We start from the raw sequence: 17,161 nt of genomic DNA on the forward strand, positions 1-17,161 counted from the left end.
AGCGGCGATCGTCGTGAGTACCCGTACTCAGAGAGCGAGGCACCACCTGGGAAGGAGCCGCCGGGTCACCCACGAGCTGCGGGAATGTACCGGCCCGGCCGGCGGTTGAGGGGCTGAGCGGAGGAGGCCTCCGCACCGCCCGGCCCCACGACCTGGAGAGAACGGACACATGCGCGTCGAGATCTGGAGCGACATCGCCTGCCCCTGGTGCTACATCGGGAAGGCGCGCTTCGAGCAGGGCCTCGCGGCCTTCGCCCACCGGGACGAGGTCGAGGTGGTGCACCGCTCCTTCGAGCTCGACCCGGGACGGGCCAAGGGCGACACCGCGCCGGTCCTCGACATGCTGGCCCGGAAGTACGGCCGGACGCGCGAGGAGGCGCGGGCGATGGAGGAGCACGTCGCCGCCAACGCGCGCTCCGAGGGGCTGGAGTACCGCACCGAGGGGCGGGACCACGGCAGCACCTTCGACATCCACCGGCTGCTGCACCTCGCCAAGGCGCGCGGCCGGCAGGACGCCCTCCTGGACCTCGCCTACCGGGCGAACTTCGCCGAGGAGCGGTCCGTCTTCGACCCCGAGGTGCTGGTGGCGCTGGGCGTCGAGGCCGGGCTCGCGGAGGACGAGGTGCGGGCCGTGCTGGCCGACGAGGACGCCTACTCCGAGGACGTACGCGCCGACGAGCGCGAGGCGGCCGAACTGGGCGCCACCGGTGTGCCCTTCTTCGTCCTGGACCGCCGCTACGGCGTGTCCGGCGGCCGGCCCGCCGAGGTCTTCACCCAGGCCCTGGAACAGGCCTGGCAGGGCCGGGCCGTCCAGTCGGCCGGCGCGGCGGCGCCGGCCTGCGACGCGGACGGCACCTGCGCGGTGTGAGGTCCGCGTCAGCGGCGCGTGATTGACCGGGCGCGACGCGCGGCCGAGGGTAGGGGGATGGAAACTCCTCTCGGCGGCGGCGAGTTCGCGCCCGCGCAGACGTACCTGAACACCTCCCGCTGCGGGCTGCTGCCCCGCCGGACCGTGGCCGCCGTGACGGCGCTGGCGGAGGCGCTCGCCGCCGGGACGGCCGGCGGGTCCGGCAGCTTCGGCGCCGTCGACGGGGCGCGGCGCGCGTTCGCGCGGCTGGTGGGGACCGGCGAGGGCCGGGTCGCCGTGGGCAGCTCGGTCGCCGTCCACGTCGGCCTGATCGCCAACTCGCTGCCGGCCGGCGCGGAGGTGCTGTTCGTGGAGGGCGACTTCGGTTCGCTGATCACGCCGTTCACGGTACGGGGGGACCTCAAGGCACGGTTCGTGCCGCTGGAGGACCTGGCCGGCGCGGTACGGCCCGGCACGGCGCTCGTCGCCTTCTCGTCCGTCCAGTCGGCCGACGGCCGCGTCGCCGACATGGCGGCGGTACGGGAGGCGGCGGCGGCCCACGGGGCCCGCACGCTGCTCGACGCGACCCAGTCGGCCGGGTGGCTGCCGCTGGACGCGGGGGCGTACGACTACACCGTGACCGGGGCGTTCAAGTTCCTGATGTGCCCGCGCGGGGTGTCGTTCCTCACGGTCACCGAGGAGGCCCAGGAGTCCCTGGTCCCGATCCACGCCGGCTGGTTCGCGGCCGAGGACCTCGACGACCCGTACGGCCCCGCCGTCCGGCTCGCCGGCTCCGCACGTCGTTTCGACGAGCCGCCCGCCTTCCTGCCCTACCACGGCGCCGAGCAGTCGCTGGCGCTGCTGGAGGAGATCGGCGTCGACGCCGCGCACGCCCACGCCACGGCGCTCGCCGCGCGCTTCCGGGACGGTCTGGTCCGCCTCGGCCACCACCCGGTGCCCGGCGACTCGGCCGTCGTCGCCGTCCCGGGCCTGGGCACCCGCCACGCCGAGCTGGCGGCGGCGGGCGTCGTCGTCTCGGCCCGGGCGGGCAACCTCCGCGCCGCCTTCCACCTCTACAACTCGGCCGCCGACGTGGACCGGGCCCTGGACGTCCTGTCCTGACCCCGCCCGGCACGGCGAGGGGCGGGACCCCACCCGGGTCCCGCCCCTCCGCCCGTACGCCCGGCGCGTCACCGCCCGGGCAGGTGCCCGCGACCGGCGTCACCGCCCGGATGTGTCACCGCACCGGGGTGAAGTCCCTCGCGCCGATGAACTCCGGGCGCCGGATCGGGGCCGCGAACGGCTCCACCGCCGTGTTCTCCACGCTGTTGAACACGATGAAGACGTTGCTGCGCGGGTAGGGCGTGATGTTGTCGCCCGAGCCGTGCATGGCGTTGCAGTCGAACCAGGTCGCCGAGCCCGCCCGGCCGGTGAAGAGCCGGATGCCGTGGGCGTCCGCGAGCTCGGTCAGCGCCTTGTCCGAGGGCGTGCCCGCGTCCTGCATCTGGAGCGACTTCTTGTAGTTGTCCTTCGGCGTCTCACCGGCGCAGCCGAGGAACGTCCGGTGCGACCCCGGCATGATCATCAGGCCGCCGTTGGTGTCGAGGTTCTCGGTCAGCGCGATCGACACGGACACCGTGCGCATCCGCGGCAGCCCGTCCTCCGCGTGCCAGGTCTCGAAGTCCGAGTGCCAGTAGAAGCCCGACGCGCCGAAGCCCGGCTTCACGTTGATCCGCGACTGGTGGACGTACACGTCCGAGCCGAGGATCTCGCGGGCCCGGCCCACCACGCGCTCGTCGCGCACCAGCTCGGCGAAGACGTCGCTGATGCGGTGGACCTCGAAGACCGACCGCACGTCCTGCGACTTCGGCTCGATGATCGAGCGCTCGTCCGCCCGGACGGCCGGGTCGCCGACCAGCCGGTCCAGCTCGGCGCGGTACACGGCGACCTCGTCGTCCGTGATGAGCTGGTCGACGGCGAGGAAGCCGTCCCGCTCGAACGACTCCAGCTCCGGGGTGAGCGGACCCCAGACGACCGGGTCCTGCCGGGGCGTGACGACCTCGGACGCGCCTCGGGTCGGGTACAGGTCCTTCAGGGTCGTGGTCATCGTCATGGTTCAGCCCTCCTCGGTGAGCAGCGGGTAGACACCGTTCTCGTCGTGGTCCTCCCGCCCGGTGACAGGGGGGTTGAACACGCACACGCACCGGAAGTCGGTCTTGGGGCGCAGGGTGTGGCGCTCGTGGCCGTCGAGCAGGTACATGGTGCCCGGCTCGATCCAGTGCGTCTCGCCCGTCTCGTCGTCGGTCAGTTCCGCCTCGCCCTCGACGCACAGCACGGCCTCGATGTGGTTGGCGTACCACATGGACGTCTCGGTCCCGGCGTACAGCACGGTCTCGTGGAGCGAGAAGCCGACCTTCTCCTTGGCGAGCACGATGCGCTTGGACTCCCAGGTGCCGGAGGCCGCCTTGACATGGCGCTCGGTGTTCTCGATGTCCTTGAACGATCGGACGATCACGGTGGTGCAACTTCCTTTCGTACGGGTGGGGTTCAGGCGGTCTCGCGGACCGCGCGGGCCAGCGTCCGCAGCCCCTCGTCCAGCTCGTCGGGCGTGATCGTCAGCGGCGGGAGCAGCTTGACGACCTCGCTCCGCGGGCCGGAGGTCTCCACCAGCAGCCCGAGCTCGAAGGCGCGGGCGCAGACGGCGGCGGCGCGGGACTTGTCGGTGAACTCCATGCCCCACACCAGGCCACGGCCCCGGAAGTGGGCGCCGTAGGCGGAGTTCTCGTCGCAGATGGCCAGCAGCGCCTGCTCGACCTGCTCGCCGCGTGCGATGGTCTGCTTCTCCATCTGGCCGTCGGCCCAGTAGGTGTCCAGCGCGGCGGTGGCGGTGACGAACGCCGGGTTGTTGCCGCGGAAGGTGCCGTTGTGCTCACCCGGGCCCCACACGTCGAGCTCCGGCATGAACAGGCACAGCGACATCGGCAGCCCGTACCCGCTGATGGACTTCGACAGGGTCACGATGTCCGGGGTGATGCCCGCCTCCTCGAACGAGAAGAAGGCGCCGGTGCGGCCGCAGCCCATCTGGATGTCGTCGACGATCAGCAGCATGTCCTGGCGGTCGCACAGCTCGCGCAGCGCGCGCAGCCACTCGGGCCGGGCGACGTTGATGCCGCCCTCGCCCTGTACGGTCTCCACGATCACGGCGGCCGGCTTGTTGAGGCCGGAACCCTGGTCCTCCAGAAGCCGCTCGAACCACAGGAAGTCCGGCACCCGGCCGTCGAGGTAGTTGTCGAACGGCATCGGCGTGCCGTGCACCAGCGGGATGCCCGCCCCGGCGCGCTTGAAGGCGTTGCCGGTGACGGCGAGCGAGCCGAGGGACATGCCGTGGAAGGCGTTGGTGAACGACACGATCGACTCGCGCCCCTTCACCTTCCGGGCCAGCTTCAGCGCGGCCTCGACGGCGTTGGTGCCGGTCGGGCCGGGGAACATCACCTTGTACGGCAGGTCGCGCGGACGCAGGATCACGTTCTGGAACGACTCCAGGAACGCGCGCTTCGCGGTCGTCGCCATGTCCAGGCCGTGGGTGATGCCGTCCCGCTCGAGGTAGTCGAGCAGCGCGCGTTTCAGCACCGGGTTGTTGTGGCCGTAGTTGAGCGAGCCGGCGCCGGCGAAGAAGTCGAGGTAGGTGTGGCCGTCCTCGTCGGTGAGGCGTGCGCCCTGCGCGCGGTCGAACACGGCGGGCCAGCCGCGGCAGTAGCTGCGCACCTCCGACTCGAGGGTCTCGAAGACACTCAGGGCGGGCGGGGTGATGGTCACGGCGGTTCGTCTCCTCGGTGGGGGTGTCTCAGACGTTTATGGCGGCTTTTCCGGCGGCGTACGGCCGCGGTGCGGCGGTGCGGCGGTGTTCCGGCGACGGGTCCGGGCGGGTGGTCCGGGCGGGTGGTCGGGCGGGGGCCGCGGGCGGGCGGCCGGGTTCCCGGCCGCCCCGGGCCCCGGGGCGTCAGGCGATCGGGCCGATGCGGTACAGCACCTCGGGCTCGTGCGTCCCCTCGGGGAACAGCGCCCCGTCGAAGAGGACCTCGCGCGTCACGGACGCGCCCCGGCGCTCCGCGTACGAGGTGAAGAGCCGGTCGGAGGCGGTGTTGTCCGGGGTGATGGTGGTCTCCACGGTGTCGACGCCCTGCCCGGCCACGCGCGCGGTCAGCGCGTCCAGCAGCACACCGGCCAGCCCGCGGCCCCGGTGCGCCCGGTCGACCGCGACCTGCCAGACGACGAGCGTCCGCGGCCGCTGCGGCCTGATGTACCCCGTGACGAAGGCGATCGGCTCCCCGTCGGCGTCGCGCGCCACGAGGGACGTGGCGGCGAAGTCACGGCACCACAGCAGATAGCTGTACGAGGAGTTGAGGTCCAGGACCTCGGAGTCGCGGGCGATGCGCCATATCGCGGCTCCGTCCTCCACTCCGGGAGTGTCTATACCGATGGCCGGTGCGGCCGGTCGGTGGAATTCGTTTCGGGCACCTGCAAGGTCTGCTTGTGCGGCGGTCATGCGGATTGAACTTACCCAGCAATTCCTGAAATTGCATCGGGGTGAGGGGTTGGGTGAGCGTCCGGCCTGTGTTATCGCGCGGGCGCGAGTCCATGGGTGAGCTGCCCGCCGATCGCCGCGTTTTGCCCGGATATACACGGTCAAAACGGGCTCCATGTGGAGTCGATCACACCAGGACAGGTGGCTTGACGGGTGCCCGAATGGCCCGTGGGGTCCTTATGAAATCCTTGTGTTTAGCCTCGGGGATACGGGGCAGGAGAGTCCGGGAAGACACCCTCCATAAAACCCTCGCCGTATTCGAGTATTCAACGCCGGTTCTGTATTTCTGTCACGTGGACGTCATATCGTTCCCGCACGGCCGGGAGCCTCTCCGGGGCGGCCTCGCCGCGCGCGATCCGCCCGGGCGCCCGCAAGTACCCGAACCGCTCCACCCCCGGGCGTGATCACCGCCGGCAGGTCCGCCCCCGACGGCGGCTCCACCGTCTCCGCCACGCTCTCCCGCACCACCGTGTGAGTCATTCCGGCCTCCTCGCCCGTACCTGTGTTTCGACGCCGGGTCCGCGCCGGAAACACGTACATGCCGGGAAGAACGGGCGACCAGGAAGCGGTTGACGGGGACAGTGATCATCAACGGTGATGAGTGGGGGCAGGAGTGGAGCTGCGTCAGCTGGAGTACTTCGTCGCGGTCGCCGAGGAGCTGGGCTTCGGCCGGGCGGCGGAGCGGCTGCACATCGTCCAGGCCGAGGTGAGCCGGGAGATCGCCCGGCTGGAACGGGAACTGGGGCTGCGGCTGTTCGACCGCTCCACCCGGCACCTACGGCTCACCGCAGCCGGCGAGCGGCTGCTGCCCGAGGCCCGCGCCGCGCTGGCCGCGGCCGCCCGGGTCCGCGACACCGCCACGGGGATCACCGCCGGCACCGAGGGCCTGGTGCGGCTCGGCACCACCCGGGCGTTCGCCGACCGCGTCTACCGCGCCCTCGACACCCTGGCGGCCCGCCGCCCGGGGCTGCGCGTCCGGCTGGAGCGGGCGCCCCAGGAGGCCCGCCTCGCGGCCGTACGCTCCGGTACGTTCGACGCCGCCCTCGTACGCACCGTGCGGCGCGCCGACGGCGTGGTCCTGCACCCGCTGTGGGCCGACCCGCTGATCGCCGCCCTGCCCGCCTCCCACGCGGCGGCGCTCGGCCTCGCCGACGACGAGCCGCCGAGTCTGGACCGGCTGGCGCGGCTGCCGCTGCGGCTCGCCCCGCGCGCCGCCAACCCGGCCTTCCACGACCTGGTGACGGCCGCGCTCCCGGACTGGACGCCGGGCCCTCCGTTCACCACCCTCCAGGACACGCTCACGGAGCTGGCCGCCCACCCCGAGCCGTCCTGGACCGTGTTCTACCCGGTCGGGCCGCTGCCGCCGACCGGCCGGATCGCCTTCCGCGCCCTGCCCGGCCTCACGGTCCCGGTCTCGCTGGCCGTACCGGCCGGGCAGCCGCTCGCCCCGCCGGTGCGGGCCCTGCTCGACGCGCTCGCCGCCACGGCCCCGGCCCCGGCGCCCCGGACGACGCCCGTACGCCCGGTCGCGGCCCCGTCCCGGCCCGGCCCCTCGCCGGTGCGCGTGGCCGCCGCACCGTCTGCCGCCGGGGCCACCGGCCTGCCGGGCACCCCGTCCGGCGCGGTCGCCCCGGCGGAGGCGGTCACGCCCGCGTGAGCCGCGCCTGCCGGGGCGGGCCGGCGGCGGGGCCGCCCGGGGGCACGACCCGGGTCATGACCGGGTCACGCCCAGGCTTCGGTGACCGCCCGGCGGGCGCCGTCCAGGTCCACCGGGCCGCCGGCCGTCCGGGCCAGGGCGGCCCCCAGCGCCACCACCGAGGACTCCACCACGCCCCGGTCGGCGTCGGCCCCGTAGTGGTTGACCCGGACCATCTCCTTGGCGAGCGCCCCGCCGCCCGCCGCCAGGGGCAGGGACGGGTCGGCGGCCAGGGCGGCGGCCACCAGCTCCGCGGCGTCCACCCCGGGCGGGGTGCGCAGCGTCGTGGCGACCGGGGCGGCCTCCCTCGCCTCGTGCACGTACGGCTCCAGGCCGGTGCCGAGCGCGAGCACACCCGCGCGGGTGGCCGCGGCGGCCGACGCGTGGCGGGACATCACCCGGTCCAGGCCCTCCGCCTCGACGCGCTCCAGGCAGGCCTCCAGCGCCAGCATCTCCAGCTTCGCGGGAGCGTGCAGCAGCGTCCTGCGGCCGCCGTCGATCCAGCGCTCCTTCCAGTCCAGCAGGGACAGGTACGAGCGGCGCGGAGCCGCCGGGTTGGCCGCGAACCGCTCCCAGGCGCGCGGGCTGACCGACACCGCCGACACACCGGCCGGGCCGCCCAGCGCCTTCTGCGCGCCGATGATGCACATGTCCACGCCCCAGGCGTCCGGCAGCACCGGCTCGGCACCGATCGAGGCCACCGCGTCCAGGTAGAACAGCGCGCCGTGCGCCCGCACGACCTCACCGATCTCCGCCACCGGGTTGGTGTTGCCGGTCGCCGCCTCGGCGTGCACCAGGGACACGAAGTCGATCTCCGGGTTCCGCTCCAGCGCCCCGGCGATCCGCTCGGCGGTCACCGCCGTGTGGAACGGCACCTCCAGGTCCACCACCGTCGCGCCGCAGTCGCGCAGCCAGTCGCCGAAGGTCTGTCCGTACGGCCCGGTCACCACGTTCAGCGCGGTCGAACCGGGCCGCGCGCCGCTGCGGATGCAGCCCTCCAGCGGCAGCAGCGCCTCGCCCTGGGTGATCACCACGTCCTGCTCGGTGTCCAGCAGCGCGGCCACCCGCCGTTCGATGGCCGCGAAGCGGTCGGCGGTCAGCGGGGCCGGATCGAGGAGGGGGTGCGTCACGGGGGTCCTCACGGGGGCGCTCACGGGGGTCTCTTCTCTTCACGTACGGACTGCTTCGCCGAGGGTACTTGCGCCCTCGTAGAGTGCGGGACATGAGCGTGGTGCTGCATGTGACGGGGCGGGTGCTGGCCGGCCCGGAGGACGTACGGGACGAACTGTGGGTGGTCGACGGGCGGATCACCTACGACCGCCCGTCCGGCGCCGGTGACGTCAGGACGGTACGGGGGTGGGCGCTGCCCGGTCTGGTGGACGCGCACTGCCACGTGGGGCTCGACGCCCACGGCGCGGTGGACGCGGCCACCAGCGAGAAGCAGGCGCTCACCGACCGGGACGCGGGCACACTGCTGATCCGGGACGCCGGGTCACCGGCCGACACGCGCTGGATCGACGACCGCGACGACCTGCCGAAGATCATCCGTGCCGGGCGGCACATCGCCCGGACCCGCCGCTACATCCGCAACTACGCCCACGAGATCGAGCCCGCCGACCTCGTCGCGTACGTCGGCCGGGAGGCCCGGCGCGGTGACGGCTGGGTCAAGCTCGTCGGCGACTGGCTCGACCGGGGCACCGGCGACCTCGGCGCGTGCTGGCCGCGCGCCGAGGTCGAGGCGGCCATCGCCGAGGCGCACCGGCTGGGCGCGCGTGTCACCGCCCACTGCTTCGCCGAGGAGTCGCTGCGGGACCTCGTGGAGGCCGGGATCGACTGCGTGGAACACGCCACGGGCCTGACCGAGGACACCATCCCGCTGTTCGCCGAGCGCGGGGTCGCGATCGTGCCGACGCTGGTCAACATCGCCACGTTCCCGCGGCTCGCGGCCGGCGGGGAGACCAAGTTCCCGCGCTGGGCGGACCACATGCGGCGGCTGCACGAGCGCCGGTACGACACCGTGCGCTCCGCCTTCGACGCGGGCATCCCCGTCTTCGTCGGCACCGACGCGGGCGGCTCCCTGGCGCACGGCCTGGTCGCCGCGGAGGTCGCCGAGCTCGTCACGGCCGGCATCCCGCCCCTCCAGGCCCTGTCGGCCACCTCCTGGGGGGCCAGGGCCTGGCTGGGCCGGCCCGGCCTGGACGAGGGCGCGCCGGCCGACCTGGTCGTCTACGACGAGGACCCGCGCGCCGACGTCCGCGTCCTGGCGGCGCCGCGCCGGGTGGTCCTCAACGGCCGCGTCGTGGGATGACCCACGGGCGGCCGCGCCGCCCCGGGGCGCTGCCCACGGCCGTACCGCCCCGGGGCGGCGCACCGGGACCGGCGGCCGCACCACCGTGCCGCGCCCGGCGGGTCAGTCCGTGGGGTGCCGGCGGGTGAGGAAGGCGAGCCGGGCGCGCTTCTCCGCGAGATGCACCTCCGGCAGCACGATCTCCGGCAGCACCACCTCCGGCCCCAGGACGAAACCGCCGCGGGCGAGCAGCGCGACGGCCTTGTCGTTGGCCGCGTCGGGCTCCGCCACGATCCGCTCCTTCCCGGTCAGCGCGAACGCCGTCAGCGCGGTCAGGAGGTGCGCGGAGAAGCCCCGTTCGGGGGTCCGCGCCGGTGCCAGCAGGAGGTGGACGCCGATGTCGCCGGGCCGCACCTCGTAGCACTCGCCGACCCGGTCGGCCTCCGGCTCGTACGTCTGGAAGAGCGCGACGGGTGTGGTGTCGCGGTACACCAGGAACGCGTGGTGCGTGGTGAGCGAGTCCAGGTGCGCGTAGATCTCCCGTACGTCCTCGACGGTCGTCTCCCGCATGCCCCAGAACCGGGCCCGCTCCTCGGCGACCCAGCCGTGGATCAGCCCGGCGTCGCGCTCCGGGTCGACGCGGACGAGACGGACGGTGCCGAAGCCCTCGACCTCCTGTTCGTACACGGGCAGGGGCTCAGTGGTCGTCATGCCGCTCCTCGGTGAGCTGGTTCCAGTCGGTGATGACGGGTGCGAGTTCGCCCCGCAGCCACAGGGGCAGTTGGTCGTGCCGGTGCGGGTCGCCGGGGATCCCGGAGGCGCCGAGGGGCACCACCCAGAGGCTGTCCTCGCGCCGGGCCAGGTCCCACACGTAGCGGGCGGCCGGGCCACGGGCGCTGAGGTCGGTGACGCCCGGGACGCTGGAGGTGGACAGGACGCAGTCGTGGTCGCCGTCCAGTCCCGGCCATGTGTCGGTGCCGTCGGGCAGTGCCGCCCAGGGCGCGAGGCGGTGCGTGGCGCCCCAGGGCTCCGCCGGGGGCGCCGCGGCGACCTCCTCCAGGGCGCCGCGGACCGCCGCCAGCCGGTCGGCCTCCGGTACCGGCCCGCCGGTCAGCAGCGTCTCCAGGGCGTACGCGACGCGCGGCACCAGGGCCAGCCAGGGCTGGAAGAGCGCCGGGTACGCGGGCGGTTCGGCCAGCACGGCCAGGCGCGGGTGCCGGGCGAGGCGGCGTACGACCGCCCCGCGCACGGCCGCGAACAGCGCCGCGTCCAGGCTGTCGGCCGTCATGCGCCGGTTCCAGCACAGCAGCCGGTCGCGCACCTCCCGCTCGGCGGGGGCCAGGTCGGGCAGGGCCGCGATGAGCGTGAGCAGCGGACGGGCCGACGCGAGGTGGGTGTCGGTGTGGACCGCCGCCATGTCCGGGGCGGTCCAGTCCCGCGAGGCGTCCAGCAGCCGGGCGATGCGGTCCGCGCGGTGCGGCGGGGCGAACTCGACGCCCAGCGGGGCGGCGATGCCGCGGGCGTTCGCCATCACCGCCACGCCGTCGACCGGTTCGCGGGGCATCGGGTCGTGGGCGCCGCGCCACTCGTGGCCGGGTTCCCAGGCCGGGACGACGCGCAGCCGGTTGGCCTGGTGGCGCAGCGGCACGTGCCCGGCGACCCGGTGGAGGGTGCCGCCGCGCGTGTCGGCGGCCTGGACGACGTTGACGGGCTCCACCCAGGGGTCGAACGCCCGGTCCACGTCGGCGACGGTGCGGGCGCCGAGCAGCGCGGGCAGGGCGTCGAAGCCCAGCCGGCCGGTGACGCGCGGCGGGTGGCGCAGGCTGACGACGCCCTCGGGGCCGTCGATGACCACGGGGCCGCGCTCGGTCTCGACGACCTCCACCACGACCGCGTCGGCGCCCTTCACCTCGACGGTCTCGGTGTGGACGTGGGCGGGCGCCCAGCCGTCCGGCCCCAGGGCCTCCACCCCGCCGCCGTCGGTGCGCCGCAGCCGTTCCCGGTAGAGGTCCTGGTAGTCGGCCATGGCGTTGGTGATCGCCCAGGCGACCGTGCCGGTGTGGCCGAAGTGGGCCAGGCCCGGCACGCCGGGGACGGCGAGCCCGACGACGTCGAACTCCGGGCAGGCCAGCCGGATCTGCTGGTAGACGCCGGGTGCCTCGATGAACCGGTGGGGGTCGCCCGCGATGAGCGCCGCCCCGGTGGCGGTGCGGTCGCCGGTCACCAGCCAGCCGTTGCTGCCGGAGGTGCCGGGGGCGTCGGTGGCGAAGAGATCGGCGTACTCCTCGCCGAGCCGCCGGGCGACGTGCTCGCGCCACAGCTTGGTGGGGAACCCGGCGAACAGGATGTGCGTCGACAGCCACACGGCGAGCGGGGTCCACGGTTCCCACCGCCCGGGCGCCAGGCCGGTGGCGGCGAACTCGGGGGAGCGGCGGGCGCCCGCCGCGAGTCCGGCGTTGACCCCGTCCACATAGGCGCACACCCAGGTACGGGTCGGGTCGTCGAGCGCCTCGAAGCAGCGACGGGCGGTGTCGGCCAGCCGGGCGCGGCGGACGAACACGTCCCATTCGACGGCCTCGGGGCCGAGGAAGGCGGCGGTCGTGCCCTGCGTGCGGTGGCGCTCGACCTCGAGCTGCCAGGCCCGGTCCAGGGCGGTGGTACGGCCCTGGGCGTGGCTGAGTTCGTGCGCGTCGGCGGCGCGGAGATGCGGGATGCCCCAGGTGTCCCGGTAGACCTCGATGCTCACTTCTGTCCCGATCTCTTTAGGTTAGGCTGGCCTAACTTAAGCCACGGTCCGGCCAGAAGCAATCCGGAGTCATGTTGACGTCCCGTGACGATCGGGCCGCGCCTGTCGTTGAACGCTTTTCCCCTCATCGTGTGCCGGTGGGGAGACCGGCGAACTGGTGTGGCGAAAGATTCGAATATGGGAACGGAAACCCCCCTTTGGGGTGAACTCACGGCAGGCTTCCGCCCGTTCACTCTCCGTGCGTAAGGATTCCGGTGTCCCACGTCGGCGCCGCTCGTGTGTTCCCCATGGGTGGACGTCGCGACGCCATGTCTCCTCTGGGGGTTCCACCACCGTGAACGGCACCACCTTGCGCCTGCCCGCCCGCCGCGCCGCCGCGACGGCGGCCGCCCTGACGCTCACCGCCGGCCCCGTCCTGCTCGCCGCGCCCCCGGCGCACGCCACCGGGGGTGCGGCCGGCCGGGCGAGCGCGGTCGTCCTGCGCACCGACCTGGACGTGTCGCTGCTGAACGGGGCGGTCGACGTCCCGCTCACGGCCTCGCTCAACGACGTCCGGGCGCCCGCGAGCGCGGGGAGGACCGTGCTCACCGTCACCCTCGACGGCGTCGAGCAGGGCAGGCCGGTCCGGGTCCTCACGGCCGACGCCGCCACCGCCCGCGCCACGGCCGACGACCGCCGCGCGGAGGGGAGCACCCGGCTCGCCCACGCGAAGCTGCACGTCCCCGGGCTGCCGCTGCTGTCGCTGATCGAGGTCGAGGAAGTGACCTCCCGCGCGCTCTGCGCGGCCGGGAAGCGGCCCGTCGCCGAGGCGAACGTCCTCGGCCGCGTCACCGTCCTGGGCAAGCGCGTCACGCTCACCACCGGAAGCCCGGCCAAGGTCGGCGTCCAGGGCGTCGGCGAGGTGACCGTCCGCCTGTCCGAGACCCGGACCACCTCCCGCACCGCCGCCGCCACCGCCCTCACCCTCACGGTGTCGGTCAACCCGCTGAAGGCCAACGTCGCCGACGTCACCGGCGAGCTGACGCTCGCCGAGGCCACCTGTGAAGCACCGACGGCACCGGCGAAACCGGCGGCACCGGCGGCACCGCCCGGAGCCGCGCCCGGACCCGCCCGGCCCGGCGAGCCCGCCGGCGTACGGGCCCAGTCGGCCACGGACCCGGTCGAGTCCGGCCTCGCCGAGACCGGGGGCGGTTCCCTGACCCCCTATCTGGCGGGCGGCTCCCTGGTCCTCCTCGCCGCCGGCGCCGGCGTCACGGCCCTCACGCGCCGCGCCCGCGCCGCCCGCGAACGCGCCTGACCCGGCGTGCGCGGTGCCTCCCGGCAGGCACCGCGCACCGTTCCCGGCATTCTTGCGACAGTGCCGGGAAAAGCACAGACTGGATTCATGGGACGCCCGCCCCTGAAAAAGAGAAAGGGGCTTCCATGGATAAGCAGTTGCAGATTCACCTTTCCGAGGCAGGGGCCGATCCCGAACGGGTGGAAAGGCTGACCGGCTATCTGCGCCAGGAACTCCTCCAGCTTGACGTCAAGAATGTAGAGACCCTCCCCGCCGGTGAAGTCCCGCCCGGAGCGCGGGCCGTCGGCGTCATGGAGATCGGAGCCCTCCTGGTCACCCTCGGACAGTCCGTCACCGCCATCAAGCAGGTCGCCTCCGTACTCCACGGCTGGTGGGCCCGGTTCCAGGAGGCCCGCCCGTCACTCAGCCTGACCATGGACGGCGACGTACTCGAAATCTCCGAAGCCACACCGGAACAGGCCGCGCAGGCTCTGGAGGCATTCATCCGCCGGCATTCCACCGTCGACGCCTGACGCCGGGGCACACCATGGACGACGATTCCCGCCACGCCCTGATCATCGCCAATGACGACTACCAGGAGGGCGGTCTCCAGAAATTGACGTCCCCCGCCGCCGATGCCGAAGCGCTCGCGGAGGTCCTGGGAGATCCCCGCATCGGCGGCTTCGACGTCCAGGTGGTGCGCAACGAGCCGTCACACATCATCCGCATGCGCATCGAGGACTTCTTCGCCGAACGCGCGCCCGGTGACACGCTGTTGCTCCATCTGTCCTGCCACGGGCTCAAGAGCGAATCCGGGCAGTTGTACTTCGCCGCCACCGACACCCGGCCCAAACGCCTCAAAGCCACCGGGATCCCGGCGGACTTCGTGGAGACCTGCATGGCGGACACGCGGGCCCGCGGCACCGTCCTCTTCCTCGACTGCTGCTACGGCGGGGCCTTCTCACCCGGCTCGGTCGCGCGGGCGGCCGGTGACGCGCACGTGCTGGAGAACTTCACCGGCGAGCGGCTCGGCGGCGGCGGACGCGGATGGGCGGTGGTCACCGCCTCCAACTCCATGGAGTACGCCTTCGAGGGCGCCCGCCTGGCCGACGGGGGCGCCCCCAAGCCCTCCGTCTTCACCGGCGCGCTGGTGTCGGGGCTCGCCACCGGGGAGGCGGACCGCAACGAGGACGGGAAGGTCTCCCTCAACGAGCTGTACGACTACGTGTACGAGCGCGTCCGCCGCGAGAACAGGAACCAGACGCCGAGCTGCAAGTCCGACCTCCAGGGCGACCTGTATCTCGCGCACAGCGAACGGCGCAAGATCGTCCCGGCCCCCCTCCCGCCGCGGCTGCGGGCCGCACTGGCCAGTGAGGACGACTTCTCCCGGCTCGGCGCCGTCACCGAGCTGCGCTCCCGGATGGACCACACCGACGTGGCCATCGCCATGGCGGCCCACGAGGCCCTCAAGGAGGTCGCCCGCAACGACCTCCAGTCCGTCGCCGAGGAGGCGGCCCGGGCACTGGGGGAGGTGCGGATCTCTCCCGAGCCCACGGTGCTGCGCCTCAGCCCGGTGTACCGGCACGCGGTCCCGTCCACGGGGCACGTCCGCCTGCTCGGCCCGCCGCTCGCCCGGAGTTGCACACCGCGCGCCCAGGACGACCGGCTGCACGTGACGCCGGTCGCGGACGGCCTGGCCGTCACCGTCGACACCTCCACCCCCGGACCGCTGCGGGCCGACATCGTGCTCAAGGGGCCGGTGGGAGAGGCGGTCGTCCACGTCGAGGCGGAGGTACGGGAAGCAGCGCCCGGACCCGCCGGAGCCACCACGGTGACCGGCGAGGTCCCGAGGAAGCCGAACCGGCCCCCCGGGACACCCGGCGGGCCCGCCGGCACCACCGGCCCCTCTGGCGCCACGGATCCCACCGCCGACGCGGACCCCACGCGCGACCCCGGTCGCCCGGGCCGCACCGGCACCCCCGATCCCACCAGCGGTCCCGACCCGACCCGCGACCCGGACCACAGCGGCCACACGGACCGCACCGACCCGACCAGGGACACGGACCCCACCAGGAACACCGGCCCCACCGACCCGACCAGAAACACCGGCCACACCGACCCTTCCAGGAACACGGGCCACACCGGCCACCGCCGCGACGAGGAGCGTCACCCCCAGCCCCGCCCGCAGGGGCTCAAGGCGTTCCGCGCACCGGCGCTCGCCGTCGCCGCGCTGGGCCTGGCGATCGCCGCCCTGGCCATCGGCATCAAGGCGGCCGTGGAGGCGGCGCGCCTGGCCCAGACGGGGGAGACCTGGGTCGACATCCGCGACCACCTCGCCCAGGAGTCGCTCCGCGACCTGGTGATCTGCCTGGTCATGGCGCTCGTCTCGCTCATCCTCGTCGGGCTGGCCCGCTACGACCTCCGCGCCTCGCCCTCGCTGTACGGCAAGCAGTCCACGGCCGTCACGAGCCTGCTCGACTGGTCCGCGAAGGTCCTCGCCCTCCCGCTGTTCGTCCTGTCGGTCCTCGGCGTCATCGGCATCATGATCGCCGCCAACGTGGGGTGAGGAACCCGGGCGCCGACCACGTCCGCGCCCGGCCCCCGCCCGCCCCCGTCGTACGCACGCCTCACCGCCCGTGCGCGTGCCCCGCCATCACCAGCGCCTGGTCCAGCGCCTGGAGGAATCGATTCGTCGTCGCCCGGTCCCGGACCGCCAGCCGCAGCCACCGCGGGCCCAGCCCCGGGAACGTGTCGCCCCGCCGGGCCGCGAAGCCCAGCGACCGCAGCCGCTCCCGCACCACGTCCGCGCCCTCCATGCGGACCAGCACGAACGGCCCCTCCGCCGCCGTCACCGCCCGCACCTCCTCGAACTCGGCCAGCCCTGCCAGCAGATGGGCCCGCTCCACGGCGATCCGGCGCGCCGCGTGCTCCGCCTCCGCGAGCGCCGCCCGCGACATGCACGCCTCCGCCGCCGCGAGCGCCGGGGTGGACACCGGCCACAGCGGCTGGGCCCGCTCCAGCGCCGCCACCGTCTCCGGCGCGGCCAGCACGTAGCCGATCCGCAGCCCGGCCAGGCCCCAGGTCTTGGTGAGGCTGCGCAGCACCACCAGCCCCGGCACGTCCGTCCGGCCCGCCAGCGCCTCCCGCTCACCGGGCACCGCGTCCATGAAGGCCTCGTCCACCACCAGCGTCCGCCCCGGCCGGGCCAGCCGGGCGAGCAGCTCCGCGGGGTGCAGCACCGACGTCGGGTTCGTCGGATTGCCGACCACCACCAGGTCGGCGTCCTCCGGGACCGCCCCCGGATCCAGCCGGAACCCGTCCTCCTCCCGCAGCAGCACCCGCCGCACCTCGTGCCCCGCGTCCCGCAGCGCCGCCTCCGGCTCCGTGAACTGCGGGTGCACCACCACCGGCCGCCGCGCCGGCAGTGCCCGGGCCAGCAGCACGAACGCCTCCGCCGCCCCGGCCGTCAGCAGCACCCGCTCGGCCGGCAGGTCGTGCCGCGCGGCGACGGCGGCCCGGGCCGCCCGCCCGTCCGGGTAGGCGGCGAGCCCGGTCAGCGAGGCGGCGATCCGCTCCCGCAGCCAGTCGGGCGGGGTGTTCGTCCGGACGTTGACCGCGAGGTCGATCAGCTTCTCGTCCCGGACCTCCGCGTCACCGTGGTGCCGCAGGTCGTGAGTGTCGGTGTGCGTATACATGGCCGCCATGGTGTGGGTGAAGTGGGGGG

The 17,161-nt window shown here is 74.0% G+C and carries 15 protein-coding genes; 7 read left to right on the plus strand and 8 right to left on the minus strand.

Annotated elements, in window-relative coordinates; translation table 11 throughout:
* Positions 1-169 precede the first annotated feature (169 nt).
* Together ACF068_RS24065 and ACF068_RS24070 are read left to right on the plus strand one after the other, a co-directional pair.
* Entirely contained in the window at positions 170-868 is a 699-nt protein-coding gene (locus ACF068_RS24065) for a DsbA family oxidoreductase (RefSeq protein WP_392276341.1), read from the plus strand.
* A 57-nt stretch (positions 869-925) separates the two neighbouring features.
* Entirely contained in the window at positions 926-1,969 is a 1,044-nt protein-coding gene (locus tag ACF068_RS24070; RefSeq protein WP_392276342.1) for an aminotransferase class V-fold PLP-dependent enzyme, read from the plus strand.
* 115 nt (positions 1,970-2,084) lie between these two features.
* On the opposite strand, the gene thpD is transcribed toward ACF068_RS24070, so the two are convergent.
* From thpD to ectA, 4 genes are all read right to left on the minus strand, one after another.
* Positions 2,085-2,960 (minus strand): ectoine hydroxylase, encoded by an 876-nt coding sequence (thpD, locus tag ACF068_RS24075; protein WP_392276343.1) that lies wholly within the window; start codon positions 2,958-2,960, stop codon positions 2,085-2,087.
* Between the two features lie 3 nt (positions 2,961-2,963).
* On the minus strand, positions 2,964-3,362 hold the full coding sequence (locus ACF068_RS24080) for an ectoine synthase (protein ID WP_392276344.1): 399 nt from the start codon (positions 3,360-3,362) through the stop codon (positions 2,964-2,966).
* Between the two features lie 32 nt (positions 3,363-3,394).
* A complete protein-coding gene (ectB, locus tag ACF068_RS24085; RefSeq protein ID WP_392276345.1) occupies positions 3,395-4,663 on the minus strand; it encodes a diaminobutyrate--2-oxoglutarate transaminase in 1,269 nt (422 codons plus the stop codon).
* 184 nt (positions 4,664-4,847) lie between these two features.
* Positions 4,848-5,393: a diaminobutyrate acetyltransferase gene (gene ectA, locus ACF068_RS24090; RefSeq protein WP_392276346.1), complete on the minus strand. Its 546-nt coding sequence runs from the start codon at positions 5,391-5,393 to the stop codon at positions 4,848-4,850.
* Between the two features lie 652 nt (positions 5,394-6,045).
* Here ectA and ACF068_RS24095 point away from each other — a divergent pair.
* Entirely contained in the window at positions 6,046-7,089 is a 1,044-nt protein-coding gene (locus ACF068_RS24095) for a LysR family transcriptional regulator (RefSeq protein ID WP_392276347.1), read from the plus strand.
* A gap of 65 nt (positions 7,090-7,154) precedes the next feature.
* Here the strand turns inward: ACF068_RS24095 and ACF068_RS24100 are convergent, their stop codons facing one another.
* Positions 7,155-8,258 (minus strand): pyridoxal-phosphate-dependent aminotransferase family protein, encoded by a 1,104-nt coding sequence (locus tag ACF068_RS24100; protein WP_392276429.1) that lies wholly within the window; start codon positions 8,256-8,258, stop codon positions 7,155-7,157.
* A 92-nt stretch (positions 8,259-8,350) separates the two neighbouring features.
* Here ACF068_RS24100 and ACF068_RS24105 point away from each other — a divergent pair, with 92 nt between their 5' ends.
* Positions 8,351-9,436: an amidohydrolase family protein gene (locus ACF068_RS24105; protein ID WP_392276348.1), complete on the plus strand. Its 1,086-nt coding sequence runs from the start codon at positions 8,351-8,353 to the stop codon at positions 9,434-9,436.
* Between the two features lie 102 nt (positions 9,437-9,538).
* Here ACF068_RS24105 and ACF068_RS24110 read toward each other — a convergent pair whose 3' ends face one another.
* A complete protein-coding gene (locus ACF068_RS24110; RefSeq protein WP_392276349.1) occupies positions 9,539-10,126 on the minus strand; it encodes a GNAT family N-acetyltransferase in 588 nt (195 codons plus the stop codon).
* Positions 10,113-12,161 (minus strand): penicillin acylase family protein, encoded by a 2,049-nt coding sequence (locus ACF068_RS24115; RefSeq protein ID WP_392276350.1) that lies wholly within the window; start codon positions 12,159-12,161, stop codon positions 10,113-10,115. The genes ACF068_RS24110 and ACF068_RS24115 overlap by 14 nt, the downstream gene beginning before the upstream one ends.
* Positions 12,162-12,495: 334 nt before the next feature.
* Here ACF068_RS24115 and ACF068_RS24120 point away from each other — a divergent pair, with 334 nt between their 5' ends.
* The 3 genes from ACF068_RS24120 to ACF068_RS24130 all read left to right on the plus strand — a co-directional run bounded on the left by ACF068_RS24120 (position 12,496) and on the right by ACF068_RS24130 (position 16,003).
* Positions 12,496-13,458 (plus strand): SCO1860 family LAETG-anchored protein, encoded by a 963-nt coding sequence (locus ACF068_RS24120; protein ID WP_392276351.1) that lies wholly within the window; start codon positions 12,496-12,498, stop codon positions 13,456-13,458.
* A gap of 125 nt (positions 13,459-13,583) precedes the next feature.
* Positions 13,584-13,970, plus strand: coding sequence for a hypothetical protein (locus tag ACF068_RS24125; protein WP_392276352.1), 387 nt, complete (start codon positions 13,584-13,586; stop codon positions 13,968-13,970).
* A 14-nt stretch (positions 13,971-13,984) separates the two neighbouring features.
* Complete coding sequence (locus ACF068_RS24130; protein ID WP_392276353.1) at positions 13,985-16,003, plus strand: caspase family protein; 2,019 nt, start codon at positions 13,985-13,987, stop codon at positions 16,001-16,003.
* A gap of 61 nt (positions 16,004-16,064) precedes the next feature.
* On the opposite strand, the gene cobC is transcribed toward ACF068_RS24130, so the two are convergent.
* Positions 16,065-17,132: an Rv2231c family pyridoxal phosphate-dependent protein CobC gene (cobC, locus tag ACF068_RS24135; protein WP_392276430.1), complete on the minus strand. Its 1,068-nt coding sequence runs from the start codon at positions 17,130-17,132 to the stop codon at positions 16,065-16,067.
* Positions 17,133-17,161: the final 29 nt, after the last annotated feature.

It is taken from the genome of Streptomyces sp. NPDC016309, assembly GCF_043077235.1.
Classification (GTDB): Bacteria; Actinomycetota; Actinomycetes; order Streptomycetales; family Streptomycetaceae; genus Streptomyces.